Origin of the sequence: Amycolatopsis sp. NBC_00345, from assembly GCF_036116635.1 — a bacterium.
In the GTDB taxonomy this organism is placed as follows: domain Bacteria; phylum Actinomycetota; class Actinomycetes; order Mycobacteriales; family Pseudonocardiaceae; genus Amycolatopsis.
Map to the genome: position 1 here is coordinate 10,351,881 of NZ_CP107995.1, position 17,334 is coordinate 10,369,214.

The following is a 17,334-nucleotide window of genomic DNA, read 5'->3' on the forward strand; positions in this document are numbered from 1 at the left end:
CAGCCCAGTACCGCTAACCCAGCTCCGCCAGCAGCCGCCGGGCGACGTCGACCACTGCGGTGCCCGCGACGGCCATCGGTTCCGTCGAGCGCATCGAGCGGGCCAGCACGAAGGCGCCCTCCAGGCTGGTGATCAGGGTGATCGTCAGCGTGCGGGCGGACGCGGGTGGCAGGCCGAACTTTTCGAGCCGCTCGGTGCCCGCGTCGATCCACGCGGTGAAGACGTCGGCCGTCGCCTGGCGGAGGGTTTCGTTGGTGGTGGCCACTTCCAGTGCGACGGTCGCGATCGGGCAGCCCTCGACGTAGTCCGTCTCCAGCAATGAGGTGACGCCGGCGGCGAAGAACGTTTCGATGCAGTCGATCAGGTCCGTCGTCTCCGGCGTGATGAAGAGGTCGAACAGCGCGATGTACTGCATCCCCGAGCTGCGCACGACCTCCTCGCCGAGCTGCTCCTTCCCGCCGGGGAAGAAGTGGTACAACGAGCCGAACGGCGCGCCCGCCGTCTCGACGATCTGCTTCACCCCGGTGCCCGCGTAGCCGCCCTGCCGGAACAGCTCGGCCCCGGCGGCCAGGATGCGGTCCTTCGTCCCTGTCACGAAACCGAGGATAACTCTTTCGCGCTAGAGCGTTCTATCAAGCGCTCGCCGAACGCCAGGTTGAGCACCATGGCGGTCAGGCAGCCCGCGCTGATGCCCGAGTTCAGCACCACCTGCAGCGCGGCCGGGAAGTCCGAATAGAAGCCCGGCAGCGCGATCGGGATCAGGCCGATGCCCAGCGACGCGGCGACGATCGCGACGTTGGCCGGGTGCTCGAACGAGGCCTTGGCCAGCGTGCGCACCCCGCTCACCGCGACGCTGCCGAACAGCACCAGCCCCGCCCCGCCGAGCACGGGCTGCGGCACCAGCGCGATGATCCCGCCGGTCACCGGCAGCACACCGAGCACCACCAGCACCACGCCGCTGGCCGCGACGACGTACCGGCTGACCATGCGCGTCAGCGAGACCAGCCCGATGTTCTGCGCGAACGCCGTGCACGCGAAGCCGCCGAAGATCGTGCTCACGGCGGTGGCCAGCCCGTCCGCGCGGAGGCCGTCGGCGAGTGTCCGGCTGGTGGTCGGCCGCCCGACGATTTCGCCCAGCGCCAGCAGGTCCGCGGTGCTTTCGGCCATCACCACGAGCATCACGATGGCCATCGACACGATCGCCGCCACGTCGAACACCGGCGCCCCGAAGTGGAACGGCGTGACGATGCCGAACACCGGCGCCTGCGCCAGTGTCGATGTGTCGACATCGCCCAGTGGCCACGCCACGAGCGTCCCGGCGACCAGCCCGAGCAGCAGTGCGATCCGGCTCCAGAAACCGGACAGGTACCGGGTGAACACCATCACCGCCACCAGCGTGACGCCCGCCAGCAGCAGCCCGGACGGCCGCGCCGACGGCCGCCCCGACGAGATCCACTGCACGGCCACGGGCAGCAGCGAGACGCCGATCAGCGTGATCACCGTGCCGGTCACCACGGGTGGGAAGAACCGCGTCAGCTTCGAGAAGAACGGGGCCGCCAGCACCACGAAGACGCCGCCGACGAGCGTCGCGCCGTAGACCACGCTCAGCGCGCCGCCGGACTTGTGCTGCTCGGCGATGGCGAGGATCGGCGCGACGGAGCCGAACGTGACGCCGTTGACCAGCGGCAGCCGCGCGCCGAAGCGCCAGAGGCCGAGGGTCTGCAGCAGCGTGGCCAGCCCCGCGGTGAACAGCGAGGCGCTGATCAGCAGGCTCAGCTGCCCGGGCGTGAGCCCGACGGCGGCGCCGATCACGAGCGGTGGGGCCACCACGCCGGCGTACATGGCCGCGACGTGCTGGATGCCGCCGAGCACGAGCTGCGGCAACGGCGGCCGCGCATCGACGGGGTGACGTGAGGGGTGATCCGGGCTTTCGGGCGTGCAGGTGCCTGACATGCGCTCTCCCGGTGGGGGCAGGGGGTTGGCGTTACTGATCCGGCCCAAAGTAGGCGGATACGGTCCGCAGCCAACCTGCTCGTGGCGACTCTTTCCGCCGTGGCTGCAGTCGGATCAGTAACTAATGGCGCAGCACGGCTTCGGTCCAAGCCGGGCCGGGCTCTTCGGCTTCGTCGCGGACCACGGTGCCTTCGATGAGGCCGTATGGGCGGTCGGCGGCGTAGAAGACCTCGCCTGAGTTTTCGAGGCCGAACGGGCTCAGGTCGACGAGGAAATGGTGTTTGTTCGGCAGGGAAAGCCGGACCTCGGCGACCTCCGGCCGCGCGAGCAGCACGGCTTCGCCCATCGTGTACAGGGTCTGCTGCAACGACAGGCTGTGCTTCGTGGCGAACGCCTCCAGCAGCGTCCGCCGGATCTCCTGGTGGCTCTTGGCCCAATCGATCTCGGTACTGCCCTGGTAACGCCACCGCGCGGTGACGGCGGTGGCGAGGATCCGGTCGTCGGTCTCCGCCAGTGTGGTGTACTCGTCGCGGGGGAAGCCGTGGAACTCCGAGCCGGTGGACTTCAGCACGGTCAGACCGTCCACACCGGACACCACCCAGGCGCGGCCGTCCTGGACGGTGACGGTGGTGGTGCGGCTTTCGCCGCCGGAGCGGCTGAACGCGTGGTCGTGCGGCGCGCCGCCGACCGGGATGCGCTCCCAGCCGTGCTCGGCGATCGTGATGCGCGCGCTGGTGATCTTCTCCTGGGTGCCCACGAAGTGCCGGCCCAGCCGTAGCGCGAAGTCCTCGATCTCGCCGACGTCCTGCTGCTTGGCGAACGCGTACACGGTGTTCTTCTGCGTGTCGGTGGCCAGCACCGCGCTGTTGTCGCCGGTCAGGTGCGTCGCTTCGAGCTCACCGCGCAGGGCGCTGGACACGGTGAGGTCGCGCAGGTGGTGCACGGCGCCCTCGCGGCGCACGGTGACCAGCCGGACCTCGGCCTTGCCGTACTGGTTGGGGCCCAAGGAGATTCCCACGTCAGCTCCCGCGATAGGTCGAGTAGGCGAACGGGCTCAGCAGCACCGGCACGTGGTGGTGCGCGGTGCCGTCGGCGATCCGGAAGGCGAGGGTGACGTCGGGGAAAAACGCGTCCGGCCCGAGGTACGCGCCGGTGTCGAAGACCAGCCGGTAGACGCCGGGAGCCAGGGTTTCCGGGCCGAGGTCGCGGATCCGGCCGTCTTCGTCCGTGACGCCCTCGGCGATCGGTTCGCCGTCGCCGGTTTCGAACCGCACCGGGATGCCCGCGGCGGGCCGTCCGGCGGCGGTGTCGAGGACGTGCGTGGTCACGAGACTCATGCGGTCACCGCTTTCGCCAGGCGCAGCTGGGCGATCTTGGCCAGCTCGGCGCCGGCGACGTCCAGCTCGGTCTCGGGGTCGTTGTCCAGCCGGGAACGCAGGTTCGCGAGCAGTTCCGCGCCGCTGCGGCCGGAGGCGCAGACCAGGAAGACGTGGCCGAACCGGCGTTCGTACTCGGCGTTCGCGGCGGCGAACTCGTCCGCATTGTCCACACCGGACTGTTCGCCCCGGGACCAGGCGGCGTCCGCGCCGGTGCTCTTGGGCTTTTCGCCGATCCGCGGGTGGGCGGCGATCGCGTCGCGGACCTCGTCACGGCGCAGCGGCGTGGCGCTCTCGGCGGCCTTGAGCAGCGCGTCGAACTGCGGGTACGGGCGGCCGGCGAGCACGGCGTCGACCCAGCGCGGCACGGCCAGGCAGGCCGTCAGCGCCGGGCGGACCTCGGCGGCTTCGGCGGTGTTGAACTCGGCGAGTGCGAGTGGCACAGGATCTCCTCGCGGCGGGGGAGTTGGTGTTCGGCCGACGGTACGGCGCGGCCGCCCGGTCGTCAACATTTTGTTGAACGTGCTGGTCAGTCGGCTTCGCGGTTGAGGTAGTTGTAGACCGTGAAGCGGGTGACGCCCAGTGCCTCGGCCACCGCGGACACCGATTTCCGCAGGCTGAAGGCCCCGCGTTCACGCAGCAGCCGGACCGCCCGCTGCTTGTCCGGGCGCTCCAGGTCGCCGAGCTTCGCGCCCAGCTCGCGCTCGACGTCGGCGATCAGCCGGGACAGCGCGCTGTTCAGCTCGACGGGCGGCGGGGGCTCGCGCTCGTCCTTGCGGCGCAGCTGCAGCGTCACGCGGGTGGCGCCGCCCTCCAGTGCGGCTTTCGCGATCGACGGGAGCGCCTTGATGAGCTGGTCGGCGTCACCGCGGGCGAGGGTGCCGAGCGGGCCGAAATCGGTGTCCAGCCCGGCTTCCCTGGCCGCGTCCCGGGCGCGCAGGGCGTGCTCCGGCGGGGCGCCCTCACCCTGGAACGGTTCGCTGGTGAACTCCGCTTCTAGCTCCACTCGCTGACCGTAACGTGGACAGCGTGACGTTGACGAGGGACGAACGGCGTGGTTAATCTCGGTTGGCGAAACAGTCTTTCCGTAGCGTGAAACTTCCCGCCGGATTCCGGTAGGGGTAAGGAGTGTGCCCGCAGATGGACCTCGTGGTGCGCGCCGCACGGGCGGTGACGGCGGTCGACAAAGGACCGGCGGCTCAAGGGCAAGCGGCTGAAGGGCCCGTGACGATCGGCGTGTCCGGCGGCCGGATCGTCGCCGTGGAATCGGGACTGGTGGACCTGGCCGGTGATCTCGTCATCGAGCTGGGGGAGGACGAGGTTCTGCTGCCGGGCCTGGTGGACACCCACGTCCACGTGAACGACCCCGGCCGAGCCGAGTGGGAGGGCTTCGAGACGGCGACGCGCGCGGCTGCCGCCGGTGGCGTCACGACCATCGTGGACATGCCGCTCAACAGCCTGCCGCCGACCGTGGACGCGGCCGCGCTGGAGGTCAAGCGCAAGGCGGCCGGCGGGCGGGTGCACGTCGACGTCGGGTTCTGGGGCGGCGCGATCCCCGGCAACACCGGCGATCTGCGTGAGCTGCACGACGCGGGGGTATTCGGCTTCAAGTGCTTCCTGCTGCACTCCGGCGTCGACGAGTTCCCGCCGCTCGACGCCGCCGGGCTGGAGTCGGCGTTGCGCGAGCTGGCCGCGTTCGACGCGCTGATGATCGTGCACGCCGAGGACTCGGACGCGATCGAGTCGGCGCCCGAGCCGCACGGCGGGAAGTACCGCGACTTCCTCGGCTCCCGGCCGCGCGGCGCGGAGAACCTGGCCATCACGCACGTGATCGAGGCGGCACGCAGGACCGGCGCCCGCGCGCACGTGCTGCATCTGTCCTCTTCGGACGCACTGCCGCTGATCGCGGCCGCGCGGGCGGAAGGCCTGCCGCTGTCCGTGGAGACCTGCCCGCACTACCTGAGCTTCACCGCCGAGGAGATCCGAGACGGCGCCACGCAGTTCAAGTGCTGCCCGCCGATCCGTGAGGCGGCGAACCGCGAGCTGCTGTGGCAGGGGCTCGCCGACGGGGTGATCGACACGATCGTCAGCGACCACTCGCCGTGCACGCCGGAGCTGAAACGCTTCGACACCGGTGACTTCGGCCTCGCCTGGGGCGGGATTTCCAGCCTGCAGCTGGGCTTGCCGGCGATCTGGACGCAGGCGCGCCAGCGGGGCTTCTCGCTCGCCGACGTCGTCCGGTGGATGGCGGAGCGGCCCGCGGCGCAGGTCGGGATGACCCGCAAGGGCCACCTCGCGGTCGGCTACGACGCGGACTTCTGCGTGTTCGCGCCGGACGAGGCGTTTGTCGTGGACGTCGCGAAGCTCAAGCACCGCAACCCGGTGAGCGCCTACGACCAGCGCCCGCTCGCCGGCGTCGTGCGGAGCACCTGGCTGCGCGGTTCGCGGGTGACCGGCGACGAACCGCGTGGCGCACTGCTGACGAGGGGGAACTGCTGAAATGGAGGAGAACGTGTCGGACGACCGTCCTGAGTGGACCGCCCAGCCGGACCTGGCCTCGCGCCGGTTCGGCGGCACGGTGATGTGGGCGAGTGACGAGTTGTTCGCCGAGAAGGAGAACCTCGTCAACCCGTGGCCGCCCGCGCACCGCACCGAGACCTTCGGCCCGAAGGGACAGGTCTACGACGGCTGGGAGACCCGGCGGCACCGCGAACCGGGCGACGACCAGGCGATCCTGCGGCTCGGCCTGGGCGGGGTGGTGTCCGGCGTCGTGGTGGACACGGCGTTCTTCAAGGGCAACTATCCGCCGTTCGTCTCGGTGGAGGCGACGGCGGTGCCGGGCTACCCGAGCGCGGCGGAGCTGGCCGGGGCGGACTGGGAGGTGCTCGTCGACCGGGCACCCGCGCTGGGGCACACGGAGAACTTCTACAAGGTGTCGTCCTCGCGGCGGTACACGCACGTCCGCCTGACGCAGCATCCGGACGGCGGCGTCGCGCGGCTGCGTGTGCACGGCTCGCCGGTGCCGGACCCGGCGCTGCTGGACCCGCGTTCGCTGGACCTGGCGGCGCTGGAGAACGGCGCGGTCGTGACCGGCTGCAGCAACATGTTCTATTCGTCGCCGAACAACATGCTCTCGCCCGGACTGGCCGCCCACCAGGCGGAGGGCTGGGAGACGTCCCGCCGCCGCGACGACGGCAACGACTGGGCCACCGTCCGCCTGGCCGGCGCCGGGATCGTCCGCTTCGTGGAGCTGGACACCAGCAACCTCAAGGGCAACGCGCCGGGCTGGGCGTCGGTGAGCGGCCGTCTGGACGAGGGGGAGTGGGTGCCGCTGCTGCCGCGCACCCGCCTGCAGCCGGACACCCGCCACCGATTCGCGCTGGAGGACGGCCCGCAGGTCACGGAGGTCCGCGTCGACATCTACCCGGACGGCGGACTGGCGCGCCTGCGGCTGTTCGGCGAGCTGACCAAGCGTGGCCGGGAAGCGGTGACCACGCGTTTCCAGGAGACCGCGGGCTGATCGCCGCTGTCGGCGTGGCCGGTCCCGGCCACGCCGGCGGCGCGGCTCACCGCCGCGCGCTGGGCCGGTTCAGGTAGGCCGAGAACGAAGACAGCAGGCAGGCCACCCCGACGATCGCGGTGACCCACCACGGTCCGCCGATCACCAGGTTCCACACGAACGCCGCCGCCATCAGCACGGCGGCGATGATGTTCCTGATCTGCAGCCCGGAGGGTTTAGCCATAGCGCCAGCCTCTCACGGCCCAGGTCAGCGCCCCAATGTGGCATTGGTTGCGTTGGACGCACCCAATGTGGCGTTCGGTGCGTCAGACGCACCGAACGCCACATTGGGGCGCATCGGGCCGGGAGTGGCGGCGTTACGGGGCCGACTGGCGCCGTGAGCTGATCACGCCCGTGTTGAAGCCCGCGAGGTGCAGCCCGCCGGCGAACCGGGCGTGCTCGATCTTCACGCAGCGGTTCATCACGACGTCCAGGCCCGCCGCGCGGGCGCGGTCGGCGACCGGCTCGTGCCAGAGGCCCAGCTGGAGCCACAGGGTGCGGGCGCCGGCGTCGATCGCCTCTTCGGCCACCGACGGCAGGTCGTCGTGTTTGCGGAACACGCTGACCAGGTCGATCCCGCCCGGCACGTCCTTCAGCGACGGGTACACGGGGCGCCCCAGCAGCGTGTCGAGGCGCGGGTTGACGAAGTTGACCTCGTACCGCGTGGACGACAGCAGGTACGTGGCCACGAAGTAGCTCGGGCGCGCCGGGTTAGCGGACGCGCCCACGACCGTCACCGAGCGCGTCCGGCCCAGGATGCGCCGCCGCTCCACGGCGCTGACCTCATGCGTGCCGACCTCGTACGTCATGCCTTCACCGCCTGGTCGAGCGCCTGGTCCAGGTCCCACAGGATGTCCTCGACGTCCTCCAGCCCCACCGAAAGCCGGATCAGGTCCGGGCCGACGCCGGCCGCCGCGAGCTGGTCGTCCGAGAGCTGCGCGTGCGTGGTGGACGCCGGGTGGATGACCAGCGAGCGCGCGTCACCGACGTTCGCCAGGTGCGACAGCAGCTCCACCGATTCCACGAACTTCTCGCCCGCCGCGCGGCCGCCGTTCACCCCGAAGGAGAACACCGCGCCCGGGCCCGCGGGCAGGTACTTCGCGGCCAGCTCGTGCTGCGGGTGGTCCGGCAGCCCGGCGTACCCGACCCACGCCACCCGTGGGTCGGCGTTCAGATACTCCGCGACGGCGCGCGCGTTCGCCACGTGCGAGTCCATCCGCTGCGGCAGCGTCTCGACACCCTGAAGCAGCAGGAACGCGGAGTGCGGCGACAGCACCGCGCCGATGTCTCGCAGCTGCTCCGCGCGAAGCCGCGTACAGAAGGCGTACTCGCCGAAGTTCTCCCAATACTTGAGGCCGCCGTAGCTGTCGACGGTCTCGGTCATCCGCGGAAACTTGCCGTTGCCCCAATTGAAAGTGCCCGCCTCGACGACCACACCGCCGAGCGTGGTGCCGTGCCCGCCGAGGAACTTCGTCGCGGAGTGGAGCACGATGTCCGCGCCGTGCTCGATCGGGCGGCAGAGGTATGGCGTGGCCAGCGTCGCGTCGACCACCAGCGGGATGCCGTGCGAGTGGGCGAGGTCCGCCAGCGCCGCGAGGTCGGCGATTTCGCCGCTCGGGTTGCCGACCACCTCGGTGTAGATCAGGCGGGTCTTGTCCGTGACGGCCGCGGCGTAGTCCTCGATGCCGCCGCGCACGAAGGTCGTCTCGACGCCGAACCGCGCGAGCGTGCCGGTGAGCTGGGTGACGGTGCCGCCGTACAGCCCGCTGGCCGACACGATGTGGTCGCCCGCCTCGGCGAGCGCGGTGAACGTCAGGAACTCCGCGGCCTGCCCGCTGGCCGTCGCGACGCCGCCGATCGCGCCCTCGAGACTGGCGATCCGCTCCTCGAACGCCGCCACGGTCGGATTCCCGATGCGGCTGTAGACGTTCCCGTACTTCTGCAGCGCGAACAGGTTGGCGGCGTCGGCCGCGTCCTCGAACACGAAGCTGGTCGTCTGGTAGATCGGCACGGCGCGGGCGCCGGTCGCGGGGTCGGGCGTGCCGCCCGCGTGCAGGGCGCGGGTGCGGAAGCCCCAGGTGCGTTCACTCATCGGCGGTCACGCTACCCACGCCGCCGGGGCGGGGCCATCCGTCCCGGCCGGTGGTCGCCCGGCCTCCGTAGGATCACGGGATGAGCCGCTGGGTCGCGTCCGTGGAGCGCCGTATCGCCGCTCCCGCGGAGCAGCTGTACGCGTTGGTGTCCGATCCCGTGCGGCACAAGGACTTCGACGGTTCGGGGTCGGTCGTCGGGGTGACGGAGACCAGCGCGCCGCACGATTCGCTCGGCGTCGGCGACCAGTTCGGCATGGACATGGACCTGCGGGGCAAGTACGTCATGACCAGCACCGTCATCGAGGCGGAGCCCGGACGGCGTTTCGCCTGGCAGAGCCGCCCGCACCGGGACTCGGCCCGCTGGCGGATGATCTTCGGCGGCCGGATCTGGCGTTACGAATTCGAGCCGGACGGCGAGACCACCCTCGTCCGGGAGAGCTGGGACCTGAGCGAGGAGCCGCTGCGCGCGATCGTATTCGGGGCCCGAGGCGCGACGCGCAAGGTCATGGACAAGTCCCTGGAGCGGATCGCGGCGATCTGCGAGCCGCACTAGCCGGACTAAGAGGCGAGCCCTACCCGAGCGCCGCGCGAAGGCGGGCTTCGCGCTCTTCAGGCTTCTGACGCGGACAGCTGACGCACTTCGCGTTGCCCACTTCGTAGATCAGGCAGCACGACACGCGCTTCACGGCGGGCGTCCGTCCGACAGTCACGTAGCGGGGGCGCGGCATGCCCAGCCCGATGGACGCCACAACCTCCTCCGCGCGTTCCGGCGCCGACGCCCACAGCAGCCGGTTGGCGATCGAGTCCGTGGCGATGGCGCCCAGCGCGCGCGGGTTGGCGGAGGTGACCGAAGCGATTGTCGCGATGGCTGTGCCCAGGGAACCCGCGAAGGCGTCGCCCAGCGGACCCGACAACGGTCGTAGCGAGCGGGCCCCGAGGAACCGGCTGTCCGTCGCCAGGTCCAGTTCCACGGCGTCCAGCGACGGGTCCAATACCACCCCTCCAGCAGCAAGGGACTCCAATGTCGGCGCCACCAGCACCGACGACAGCGAGTACCACCAGATCGTGCCGAGCACGTCGGCCGGCGCGCGGCCGTACAGCTTCGCCGCGCCGTCGACGCGGGCGCGCACCCACGAAGCGTCAGCCAGCAGCGAAGCGGAGGTCACGTGTCCTTCCTACGCCACACGCTGACCCCGACGGCGAGCGTCACGTCGCGGCCCCAGGCGGCGAGCAGGCGGGAACGGCGGTCGTCGCGGTCGAGGTGGAAGCCGGCCGGGCCCATGGCGACGACGTCGTGCACCTGCCGGGCCGTGAACGGCGCCGTGTGCACCACGTCGACCCGGCTGACGCGCGAGAAGTGGTCCCCGAGCGCCGTTTCCAGGCGCTCTTCCTTCCGCTCGTCCACCGACAGCACCAGGTCGCCCAGCTCGGCCAGGTGCCCGGGCAGCGGCGCGGCCACCACGAGCAGCCCGCCGGGTTCGAGCACGCGGTGGAACTCGGCGGCGTTGCGCGGGGAGAAGACGTCGAGGACCACCGACGCGACGCCGTCGCCCACCGGCCACGGCTCCCACAGGTTCCACACCGCCGCGCCGAGCCGCGGGTGCGCCCGCGCGGCCCGGCGCAGGGCGATGGCCGAGACGTCCAGCGCGAGCCCGGCCGCTTCGGGCGCCGCGTCGAGCACCCGCGAGAGGTAATGACCGGGTCCGGCGCCGGCGTCGACGACGAGTCCGGTGGTCCCCGAAACCACCCGGCGAAGCTCGTCCTCCAGCGGTGCGTAGGCGCCGGAAGAAAGGAACGAGGCGCGCGCCTCGACCATCGGCGCCGTGTCGGCCGTGCCGGCCGGAATGCGCGCGTGCAGCAGGTTCACGTAACCCTGTCTGGCTAGATCAAAAGAGTGGCCGGATTCGCAACGCAGCGTGCGGTCCGTTAGCCCGACCGGGCGGCCGCACACCGAACACCGCAGTGCGCGCACGACCCGGGGTGGCAGTGGGTCATTTCCGGGCCGGGTCGCGGTCATGGGGCTATTCGACCACGACGTTTCGCAACCGGACACTTCAGCCCAGGAAGCCGGAAACCTGCCCGTAACAAGTCCGACCCGACAGTTCACGCATGCGAAACCTCAGCTGCCGCCTCGTGAAACACCGGAGTCCAAAACTTCCCGGGCAGTTACCCAGGGCACGGGAGGACGATGTGCTGAACGCAGGAGACACCGCGTGGGTATTGGCCGGCGCCGCGCTGGTCATGCTCATGACACCGGGATTGGCGTTCTTCTACGGCGGGATGGTCCGCGCGAAGAGCGTCTTGAACATGCTGATGATGAACTTCATCGCGCTGGCCGTCGTGGGGGTGTTGTGGGTCCTCTTCGGCTTCTCCCTGTCGTTCGGCAACGACGCTTTCGGCGGCCTGGTCGGCAACTTCGACTTCGCGGGCCTGACCGACGCCGTCGGCAAGCTGGCGGGGCTGGCCAGTAGCGGCCCGCCCGAGGTCCCATGGCCGGGCCCGGACGCGCTGCCGGTGCTGGCGTTCGCCATGTTCCAATTGATGTTCGCGATCATCACGCCCGCGCTGATCTCCGGCGCGATCGCCGACCGCGCGAAGTTCTGGGGCTGGACCCTGTTCGTGGTGATCTGGGTCGTCGTCGTGTACTTCCCGGTGGCGCACTGGGTGTTCTCGTTCGACGGCTTCATGGGCCCGAACGCGGCCGGCGGCTGGATCGCCAACAAGCTCAAGGCCCTCGACTTCGCCGGTGGCACCGCGGTCCACATCAACGCCGGCGCGGCGGGACTGGCGCTGGCGATCGTGCTCGGCAAGCGCAAGGGCTGGCCGAAGGACACCGGGCGCCCGCACAACGTGCCGTTCGTGCTGCTCGGCGCCAGCCTGCTGTGGTTCGGCTGGTACGGCTTCAACGCCGGCTCCGCGCTGGCCGCGAACGACCTCGCCGCGGTCGCGTTCACCAACACCACCGTCGCCACCGCCGCCGCCGTGCTCGGCTGGCTCGTGGTGGAGCAGCTCAAGTTCGGCAAGCCGACCACGCTCGGCGCCGCCTCGGGCGCCGTCGCGGGCCTGGTGGCCGTCACCCCGGCGTGTGGTTTCGTGAGCCCGCTCGGGGCCATCGCGATCGGCCTGATCGCCGGTGTGCTGTGCGCGCTGGCCGTCTCGCTCAAGTACCGCTTCGGCTTCGACGACTCGCTGGACGTGGTGGGCGTTCACCTGGTCGGCGGCCTGGTCGGCACGATCCTGATCGGCTTCTTCGCGACCACCAGCGTCAACTCCGCCGGGGCCGACGGCTTGTTCTACGGAGGCGGTTTCACTCAGCTGGGCCGCCAGGCCATCGCCGCGCTGGCGGTGCTCGCGTACTCGTTCATCCTTACCCTGATCATCGGCTTCATCATCAAGAAGGCCGGCGGCTTCCGGGTCAGCACGGAGGACGAGGTCAGTGGCATCGACGAGGCGCAGCACGCGGAAAGCGCCTACGACTTCAGCGGGATGGGCGGCGGCTTCGGCGCCGGATCGGGCATCCCGACGAAGACCGCCACGGGTAACGCGGCCACGAAACTCGAGGAGACGAAGGCATGAAGCTGATCACCGCGATCGTCAAGCCGTTCACGCTCGACGACGTTCGCGCTTCGCTGGAGCAGCTGGGTGTGCTCGGCATGACCGTCACCGAGGTCCAGGGCTTCGGCCGGCAGAAGGGCCACACCGAGGTCTACCGCGGCGCGGAGTACTCGGTGGACTTCGTGGCCAAGATCAAGATCGAGGTCGTCACCGACGACGGGGGTGTGGAGAAGGTCCTCGACGCGATCACCACCGCCGCGCACACCGGCAAGATCGGTGACGGCAAGGTGTGGGTGACGCCGGTCGAGACCGTGATCCGGGTACGGACCGGCGAGCGCGGCACGGACGCGCTATAGGCGCGAGGAAATGTCGCACGGGGGTGAGCTGGCCCAGGCCACCGAGCGGTTGCTCGAGGGCAGGCACGGCCGGCTGGGGGCGTCCGCACTGCGGGCGGCCCTGGTCGACCTTTACGAATTCTGGCTCGGGAAGGGGGCCTCGGCGGCCGGCGTCGACACCGCACAACCTGGTGTCGCGCTGGTCGCCGTAGGCGGTCTCGGGCGCCGGGAACTGGTGCCGTTCTCCGATCTCGACCTTGTGCTCGTGCACAACGGGAACTCGCGCGTCGGTGAGATAGCCGACGCGCTGTGGTACCCGCTGTGGGACGCGAGGGTCGGGTTGGACCATTCGGTGCGGACTCCCGGAGAAGCGCTGAAAGTGGCTTCGGAGGATCTGCGCACGGCGCTCGGCCTGCTCGACGCCCGGTACCTCGCCGGTGACGCCGAGCTGGCCGAGCGGCTGGCGTCCGCGGCGCGCGACCAGTGGCGGCGGACGGCCCGCAAGCGGCTCGACGAGCTGTCCGAGTCCGTCCGCGGGCGGTGGCGGCGCAGCGGCGAGATCGCGCAGTCGGCGGAGCCCGACCTGAAACACGGGCGGGGCGGACTGCGGGACTTCGCCGTGCTGGAGGCCCTCGCGGCCGCGCAGCTGACGGCCCGTCCGGGCGAAGAGCTGCTGGAGGCCAAGGAACTGCTGCTCGACGTCCGCACCGAGCTGCGGCGGGAACTGCGGCGGGAGCGGGACATCCTCAGTGCTCCGGAGGCCCAGCTGGTCGCGTCCGAGCTCGGGTTCGGCGACCGTTTCCTGTTGGCGCGCAAGCTCTCCGGGGCCGGGCGGACGATCGCGTACGCGGTCGACGTCGCCCTCCGGTCCACTGTGGAGCCGCCGAAGGCCCGGTTCGGCCGGCGTCCCTCGCGGACGCCGCTGGCCGAGGGTGTGGTGCTGCACGGCGCGGAGGTCTCGCTCGCGCGGGACGCCGTGCCGGCCAAGGACCCGGCGCTGCTGCTGCGGGTCGCGGCCGCCTCGGCGCGGACCAGGAACCCGATCGCGCACGGCACCTTGCGCGCGCTGGCGGAATCGGCGCCCGAGCTGCGGGCGCCGTGGCCGCCGGACGCGCTGAACGCGCTGGTGGAGCTGCTGGGCGCGGGGGAGGGACTGGTCGACGCCGTCGAGGCGCTGGACCGGACCGGCCTGTGGGCGCGGCTGTTCCCGGAGTGGGGCTCGGTGCGCGACCTGCCGCCGCGCTCGCCGGTGCACCAGTGGACGGTGGACCGGCACCTGGTGCAGGCGTGCGTCGAAGCGTCGAAGCTGACCACCACGGTGGCACGGCCGGACCTGCTGCTGATCGGCGCGCTGCTGCACGACATCGGCAAGGGCCGCGACGCCGACCACTCCGAGCTGGGCGCCAAGATCTCCGCCCAGGTCACGAAGCGGCTCGGCTTGCCGGAGGCCGACGTCGCGACGGTCTCGGCCATGGTGCGTCACCACCTGCTGCTGCCACACACCGCGACGCGGCGCGACATCGGCGACCCGGCGACGGTGTCGCGCGTGGTGAAGACGCTGGACAACGACGTCGTGCTGCTGGACCTGCTGCACGCGCTGACGCAGGCGGACTCACTCGCCACCGGCCCCGGCGTGTGGACGGACTGGAAGGCCCGGCTGCTCGCCGAGCTGGTGTCCGGCTGCGAGGAAGTCTTGCGCGGCAAGGGTTTCTCGGCTCCCGAGCCGATGGACACCGAACAGCGCGAGCTGGTGGCCGCGGCCGTCCGCTCGGGCACGGGCGAGGTCCGGATCACGGCGCACGGCAAGGTCGTCACGGTGGTGCTGGCCGTGCCGTCACGGGCGGAGCTGCTGGCCCCCGCTGCGGGAGTGCTGGCGCTGAACTCGCTCGAGGTGCACGCGGCGATCCTGCGCGGGCACGACGGTGGCCGCGCGGGTGTCTTCACGGCGTCGCCGAAGTTCGGCTCGCTGCCGGACCCGGCGCTGTTGCGCGAGCAGTTCGCCCGCGCGGTGGCGGGCACACTGCCGTTGACGCAACGCCTGGCGGCGAAGGAACGCGACTACTCGACGCCGTCGGCCCCGATGGTGGCGCCGAAGGTGCTGTGGTTCGACGACGAGACGAGCGGCTCGGACACCGTGGTGCTCGAACTGCGCGCGGCGGACCGCATCGGCCTGCTTTTCCGCGTGGCGGGCGCCCTCCGCCGCTGCGAGGCCGAAGTCCGCTGGGCGAAGGTCGCCACCCTCGGCGGCGCCGTGGTGGACTCCTTCGCCGTGACCCCGCGCACGGGCCGCATCGACGCCGCCTGGCGGGCCAAGGTGGAGGAAGCGGTGCTCGGCGCTTCCTCCTGATGCCCTGAAGGCCACCTTCAGGGCATCTCACGCCCTGAAGGTGGCCTTCAGGGCGGTCAGACGCTGTTAAGGACTCCTTACCGGCGCCAGACGCGGGTAAGGAGTCCTTAACAGCGTCACGTGGCCGGCGCGCCGTCCTGGGTGCCGAGGTCCCAGAGGTCCTTGCCCACCTTGGCCAGCTCGGTGACGGCGGTGAGGATGTCCGCGGCGATGGAGGTGGCCTCCTTGAGCCCCTCCAGCACCTTGGTCAGCAGTTTCATGATGATCGTCGAGACGCGGATGACGTCGGAGGGACCCTCGATGCCCAGCTCCACCAGCGCCGCCTCCGGGCCTTCCGCCAGGCAGTTCACCGCGATCTCCACCAGCAGCGCGACGAGCGCCGAGATGAGGTCCCGGACGGTGTCGTGCACGACCTGCACGCAGTCGCTGACGACGCCGAGGAGCATGCCCCACGCTTCGCAGAGCACGGCCGTGGTCCCGAGCGCGCCGGCGAGCTTGCCCGCCCGGTCTGTGCGGTAGGCGTCGGCGGCGGGCCCGGTCCAGAACTTGGCCGTCGCGCCCGACTGCTGCTGCAGGTCCTTGCTCACGCCCGCCAGCTCTTTGCTCATGTTCGACCAGGTGGTGCCGACGGCGGCCACCGTCCCCGGATTCCCGAGCAGCTCGTCCATGACCAGGCGCAGCGGCTTGACGTGGTCGAGGATCCAGGCCGTGAGCGGCGCGGCGATCAGGTTGCCGACCAGGCCGCCGATGTTCCCGGTCGCGATGTCGGTGCCGGCCTGGAAGCCGACGCTGAACCCGTCCAGCGCCGCCGCCGCGCCGTCGAACACGGCGCTGAACGAATCGTTGCCCTTGATGTCGGCGAGGAAGTTCTCCCCGTTGCCGAGCACCGGGATGCCGGACAGCCAGTGCTGGTTGTCTTCGGTGGCGCCGGGTCCCGGCATGAACGGGTTCACCTTGTACCCGGCGACGTCCACGCCGCTCGCGTTCGGGTCGGCGCTCACCGGCGCGTAGTCGGACGCGTGGAAGTGGGCGCCGTCGTCGACCAGCTTGTTGTCGCTCATCACGGCGCTCCTTGCGGGCCGCCGGGCCCGGTCGGCTGGGGCACGGCCTGTTCGAGGAGGGTGCCGAGGTCCGCCACCCGTTTCCGGTTCTCCTCGTCGCCCTGGCGGTACTGGTCCGCCGCCGTGCCCAAGGCGCTTGCGGTGTGCCGGACGCCGCCGGTGATCTGGCCCAGCTGGCCGAGGAAGTTCTCCACCAGCGGCCGGACGGCGATGGGGAACGGCTGGCACACCACCCCGTACGCGTTGTCCCAGCCGCCGGGGGTCACCTCGTGCCCGGCGGCGACCACCTGGTCGCAGCGTGCGGCGAGGGCGTCCACCTGCTGGCCGTGCTGGGCCACCTGGCCGGGGTCGACCGTGAAACCGTCAGCCACGGCGGTGCTCCCGTCGGTCCGGGTTCTGGAAGACGCCGCGGTCGGCGAAGTCGTCGTCGGGCTCCTCCGGTTCGGGGGCCCGCACGGGCCGGGGCGTGCGCACCGGGGCCGGCGGTGGTGCGGTCGCAGCTGCCTGGACCGGCGCCGTCGCCTTCGTGTGGATCGGTGCCGCCGCCTTCGTGTGGATCGGTGCCGCCGCCTCGGCGTGGAGCTGCCCGATCGGCACCTCCTGCGGGCCGGTGACGGGCTCGGCCGCGGGCGGCGGGAAGCGCCCGGCGAGCCCGTGCGCGAAGCGTTCGCCCAGCGGATTACCCCGGAACTGCTCTTCGGCCGTCTTCGCGAGGGCGGCTTGCGCGTGCCGCAGGCAGGTCATGATCTCGCCGGCCAGCTGGTGCGGACCGAGCCGCCCGACCGCCGGGGACAGCTCGAGCGCGGTGGGCACCCCGCTCGAGTCGACGGTCACGGTGATGCCGCCGTCCTTGCTCACCGCCCGCCCGGTGAGCCCGGTCAGCGCCGACTTCACCTCGCCGGCCTGCTGCCCTTCCTGCTTCGAACGCTCGATCAGCGTGCGCAGCCCATCCTGCGCGCCGGTGATCAGCCGAGTCAGATCGTCTATTTGGTCCATGAGGCCCCCTCTGGTCTCCCCGAGGTGGGATTATCGGAATACGGGCGGAATGCGGCAAT

Annotated in this window: 20 protein-coding genes; 6 read left to right on the plus strand and 14 right to left on the minus strand. The window is 71.1% G+C overall.

Annotated elements, in window-relative coordinates; genetic code table 11:
• Positions 1 to 13: 13 nt before the first annotated feature.
• The 6 genes from OG943_RS47320 to OG943_RS47345 form a co-directional block, all read right to left on the minus strand.
• Positions 14 to 595, minus strand: a complete 582-nt coding sequence (locus OG943_RS47320) for a TetR/AcrR family transcriptional regulator (RefSeq protein ID WP_328607400.1) — start codon at positions 593 to 595, stop codon at positions 14 to 16.
• Complete coding sequence (locus OG943_RS47325) at positions 592 to 1,953, minus strand: nucleobase:cation symporter-2 family protein (protein ID WP_328607401.1); 1,362 nt, start codon at positions 1,951 to 1,953, stop codon at positions 592 to 594. Before OG943_RS47325 ends, OG943_RS47320 begins: the two co-directional genes overlap by 4 nt.
• Before the next feature lie 121 nt (positions 1,954 to 2,074).
• Complete coding sequence (pucL, locus tag OG943_RS47330; RefSeq protein ID WP_328607402.1) at positions 2,075 to 2,971, minus strand: factor-independent urate hydroxylase; 897 nt, start codon at positions 2,969 to 2,971, stop codon at positions 2,075 to 2,077.
• 1 nt (position 2,972) lies between these two features.
• The gene (gene uraH, locus OG943_RS47335) at positions 2,973 to 3,290 is read right to left on the minus strand and encodes a hydroxyisourate hydrolase (RefSeq protein ID WP_328607403.1); all 318 of its coding nucleotides are present in this window, start codon (positions 3,288 to 3,290) and stop codon (positions 2,973 to 2,975) included.
• A complete protein-coding gene (gene uraD / locus OG943_RS47340; protein ID WP_328607404.1) occupies positions 3,287 to 3,772 on the minus strand; it encodes a 2-oxo-4-hydroxy-4-carboxy-5-ureidoimidazoline decarboxylase in 486 nt (161 codons plus the stop codon). The genes uraH and uraD overlap by 4 nt, the downstream gene beginning before the upstream one ends.
• 86 nt (positions 3,773 to 3,858) lie before the next feature.
• Positions 3,859 to 4,335, minus strand: coding sequence for a helix-turn-helix domain-containing protein (locus OG943_RS47345; protein WP_328607405.1), 477 nt, complete (start codon positions 4,333 to 4,335; stop codon positions 3,859 to 3,861).
• 134 nt (positions 4,336 to 4,469) lie between these two features.
• On the opposite strand from OG943_RS47345, the gene allB reads away from it, so the two are divergent.
• Positions 4,470 to 5,828 (plus strand): allantoinase AllB, encoded by a 1,359-nt coding sequence (allB, locus tag OG943_RS47350; protein ID WP_328607406.1) that lies wholly within the window; start codon positions 4,470 to 4,472, stop codon positions 5,826 to 5,828.
• A gap of 1 nt (position 5,829) precedes the next feature.
• The gene (gene alc / locus OG943_RS47355) at positions 5,830 to 6,849 is read left to right on the plus strand and encodes an allantoicase (RefSeq protein WP_328607407.1); all 1,020 of its coding nucleotides are present in this window, start codon (positions 5,830 to 5,832) and stop codon (positions 6,847 to 6,849) included.
• 46 nt (positions 6,850 to 6,895) lie between these two features.
• Here alc and OG943_RS47360 read toward each other — a convergent pair whose 3' ends face one another.
• The 3 genes from OG943_RS47360 to OG943_RS47370 all read right to left on the minus strand — a co-directional run bounded on the left by OG943_RS47360 (position 6,896) and on the right by OG943_RS47370 (position 8,980).
• Positions 6,896 to 7,072 (minus strand): hypothetical protein, encoded by a 177-nt coding sequence (locus OG943_RS47360; protein WP_328607408.1) that lies wholly within the window; start codon positions 7,070 to 7,072, stop codon positions 6,896 to 6,898.
• A 133-nt stretch (positions 7,073 to 7,205) separates the two neighbouring features.
• Positions 7,206 to 7,697, minus strand: coding sequence for a CoA-binding protein (locus OG943_RS47365; protein ID WP_328607409.1), 492 nt, complete (start codon positions 7,695 to 7,697; stop codon positions 7,206 to 7,208).
• Complete coding sequence (locus tag OG943_RS47370) at positions 7,694 to 8,980, minus strand: O-acetylhomoserine aminocarboxypropyltransferase/cysteine synthase family protein (RefSeq protein ID WP_328607410.1); 1,287 nt, start codon at positions 8,978 to 8,980, stop codon at positions 7,694 to 7,696. Before OG943_RS47370 ends, OG943_RS47365 begins: the two co-directional genes overlap by 4 nt.
• 80 nt (positions 8,981 to 9,060) lie before the next feature.
• Between OG943_RS47370 and OG943_RS47375 the strand changes: the two genes are divergently transcribed.
• Positions 9,061 to 9,534 (plus strand): SRPBCC family protein, encoded by a 474-nt coding sequence (locus tag OG943_RS47375; protein WP_328607411.1) that lies wholly within the window; start codon positions 9,061 to 9,063, stop codon positions 9,532 to 9,534.
• 19 nt (positions 9,535 to 9,553) lie between these two features.
• Here OG943_RS47375 and OG943_RS47380 read toward each other — a convergent pair whose 3' ends face one another.
• Together OG943_RS47380 and OG943_RS47385 are read right to left on the minus strand one after the other, a co-directional pair.
• Positions 9,554 to 10,147: a (2Fe-2S)-binding protein gene (locus OG943_RS47380; RefSeq protein ID WP_328607412.1), complete on the minus strand. Its 594-nt coding sequence runs from the start codon at positions 10,145 to 10,147 to the stop codon at positions 9,554 to 9,556.
• Positions 10,144 to 10,998 carry a putative RNA methyltransferase gene (locus OG943_RS47385; protein WP_328607413.1) on the minus strand — a complete coding sequence of 285 codons (855 nt, stop codon included), beginning with the start codon at positions 10,996 to 10,998 and terminating at the stop codon, positions 10,144 to 10,146. The genes OG943_RS47380 and OG943_RS47385 overlap by 4 nt, the downstream gene beginning before the upstream one ends.
• A gap of 173 nt (positions 10,999 to 11,171) precedes the next feature.
• Between OG943_RS47385 and OG943_RS47390 the strand changes: the two genes are divergently transcribed.
• From OG943_RS47390 to OG943_RS47400, 3 genes are read left to right on the plus strand one after another with little or no spacing between them, the layout of a single operon-like run.
• Positions 11,172 to 12,557 carry an ammonium transporter gene (locus tag OG943_RS47390; RefSeq protein ID WP_328607414.1) on the plus strand — a complete coding sequence of 462 codons (1,386 nt, stop codon included), beginning with the start codon at positions 11,172 to 11,174 and terminating at the stop codon, positions 12,555 to 12,557.
• The gene (locus OG943_RS47395; RefSeq protein WP_328607415.1) at positions 12,554 to 12,892 is read left to right on the plus strand and encodes a P-II family nitrogen regulator; all 339 of its coding nucleotides are present in this window, start codon (positions 12,554 to 12,556) and stop codon (positions 12,890 to 12,892) included. Before OG943_RS47390 ends, OG943_RS47395 begins: the two co-directional genes overlap by 4 nt.
• Before the next feature lie 10 nt (positions 12,893 to 12,902).
• A complete protein-coding gene (locus OG943_RS47400) occupies positions 12,903 to 15,218 on the plus strand; it encodes a [protein-PII] uridylyltransferase (protein WP_328607416.1) in 2,316 nt (771 codons plus the stop codon).
• Between the two features lie 116 nt (positions 15,219 to 15,334).
• Here OG943_RS47400 and OG943_RS47405 read toward each other — a convergent pair whose 3' ends face one another.
• The 3 genes from OG943_RS47405 to OG943_RS47415 are packed head-to-tail and all read right to left on the minus strand — an operon-like array spanning position 15,335 to position 17,275.
• Positions 15,335 to 16,279 (minus strand): WXG100 family type VII secretion target, encoded by a 945-nt coding sequence (locus OG943_RS47405; protein WP_328607417.1) that lies wholly within the window; start codon positions 16,277 to 16,279, stop codon positions 15,335 to 15,337.
• Entirely contained in the window at positions 16,279 to 16,650 is a 372-nt protein-coding gene (locus OG943_RS47410) for a type VII secretion target (RefSeq protein ID WP_328607418.1), read from the minus strand. Before OG943_RS47410 ends, OG943_RS47405 begins: the two co-directional genes overlap by 1 nt.
• Positions 16,643 to 17,275, minus strand: a complete 633-nt coding sequence (locus OG943_RS47415) for a YbaB/EbfC family nucleoid-associated protein (protein WP_328607419.1) — start codon at positions 17,273 to 17,275, stop codon at positions 16,643 to 16,645. Before OG943_RS47415 ends, OG943_RS47410 begins: the two co-directional genes overlap by 8 nt.
• Between the last annotated feature and the right edge of the window lie 59 nt (positions 17,276 to 17,334).

Bases quoted from the DNA above. Each gene is read 5' to 3' on its own strand.
- OG943_RS47325 (WP_328607401.1), bottom strand. From the start codon at position 1,953: ATGTCAGGCACCTGCACGCCCGAAAGCCCGGATCACCCCTCACGTCAC.
- uraH (WP_328607403.1), bottom strand. From the start codon at position 3,290: ATGAGTCTCGTGACCACGCACGTCCTCGACACCGCCGCCGGACGGCCC.
- allB (WP_328607406.1), top strand. From the start codon at position 4,470: ATGGACCTCGTGGTGCGCGCCGCACGGGCGGTGACGGCGGTCGACAAA.
- alc (WP_328607407.1), top strand. From the start codon at position 5,830: ATGGAGGAGAACGTGTCGGACGACCGTCCTGAGTGGACCGCCCAGCCG.
- OG943_RS47360 (WP_328607408.1), bottom strand. From the start codon at position 7,072: ATGGCTAAACCCTCCGGGCTGCAGATCAGGAACATCATCGCCGCCGTG.
- OG943_RS47365 (WP_328607409.1), bottom strand. From the start codon at position 7,697: ATGACGTACGAGGTCGGCACGCATGAGGTCAGCGCCGTGGAGCGGCGG.
- OG943_RS47370 (WP_328607410.1), bottom strand. From the start codon at position 8,980: ATGAGTGAACGCACCTGGGGCTTCCGCACCCGCGCCCTGCACGCGGGC.
- OG943_RS47375 (WP_328607411.1), top strand. From the start codon at position 9,061: ATGAGCCGCTGGGTCGCGTCCGTGGAGCGCCGTATCGCCGCTCCCGCG.
- OG943_RS47385 (WP_328607413.1), bottom strand. From the start codon at position 10,998: ATGACCGCGACCCGGCCCGGAAATGACCCACTGCCACCCCGGGTCGTG.
- OG943_RS47395 (WP_328607415.1), top strand. From the start codon at position 12,554: ATGAAGCTGATCACCGCGATCGTCAAGCCGTTCACGCTCGACGACGTT.
- OG943_RS47400 (WP_328607416.1), top strand. From the start codon at position 12,903: ATGTCGCACGGGGGTGAGCTGGCCCAGGCCACCGAGCGGTTGCTCGAG.
- OG943_RS47405 (WP_328607417.1), bottom strand. From the start codon at position 16,279: ATGAGCGACAACAAGCTGGTCGACGACGGCGCCCACTTCCACGCGTCC.
- OG943_RS47415 (WP_328607419.1), bottom strand. From the start codon at position 17,275: ATGGACCAAATAGACGATCTGACTCGGCTGATCACCGGCGCGCAGGAT.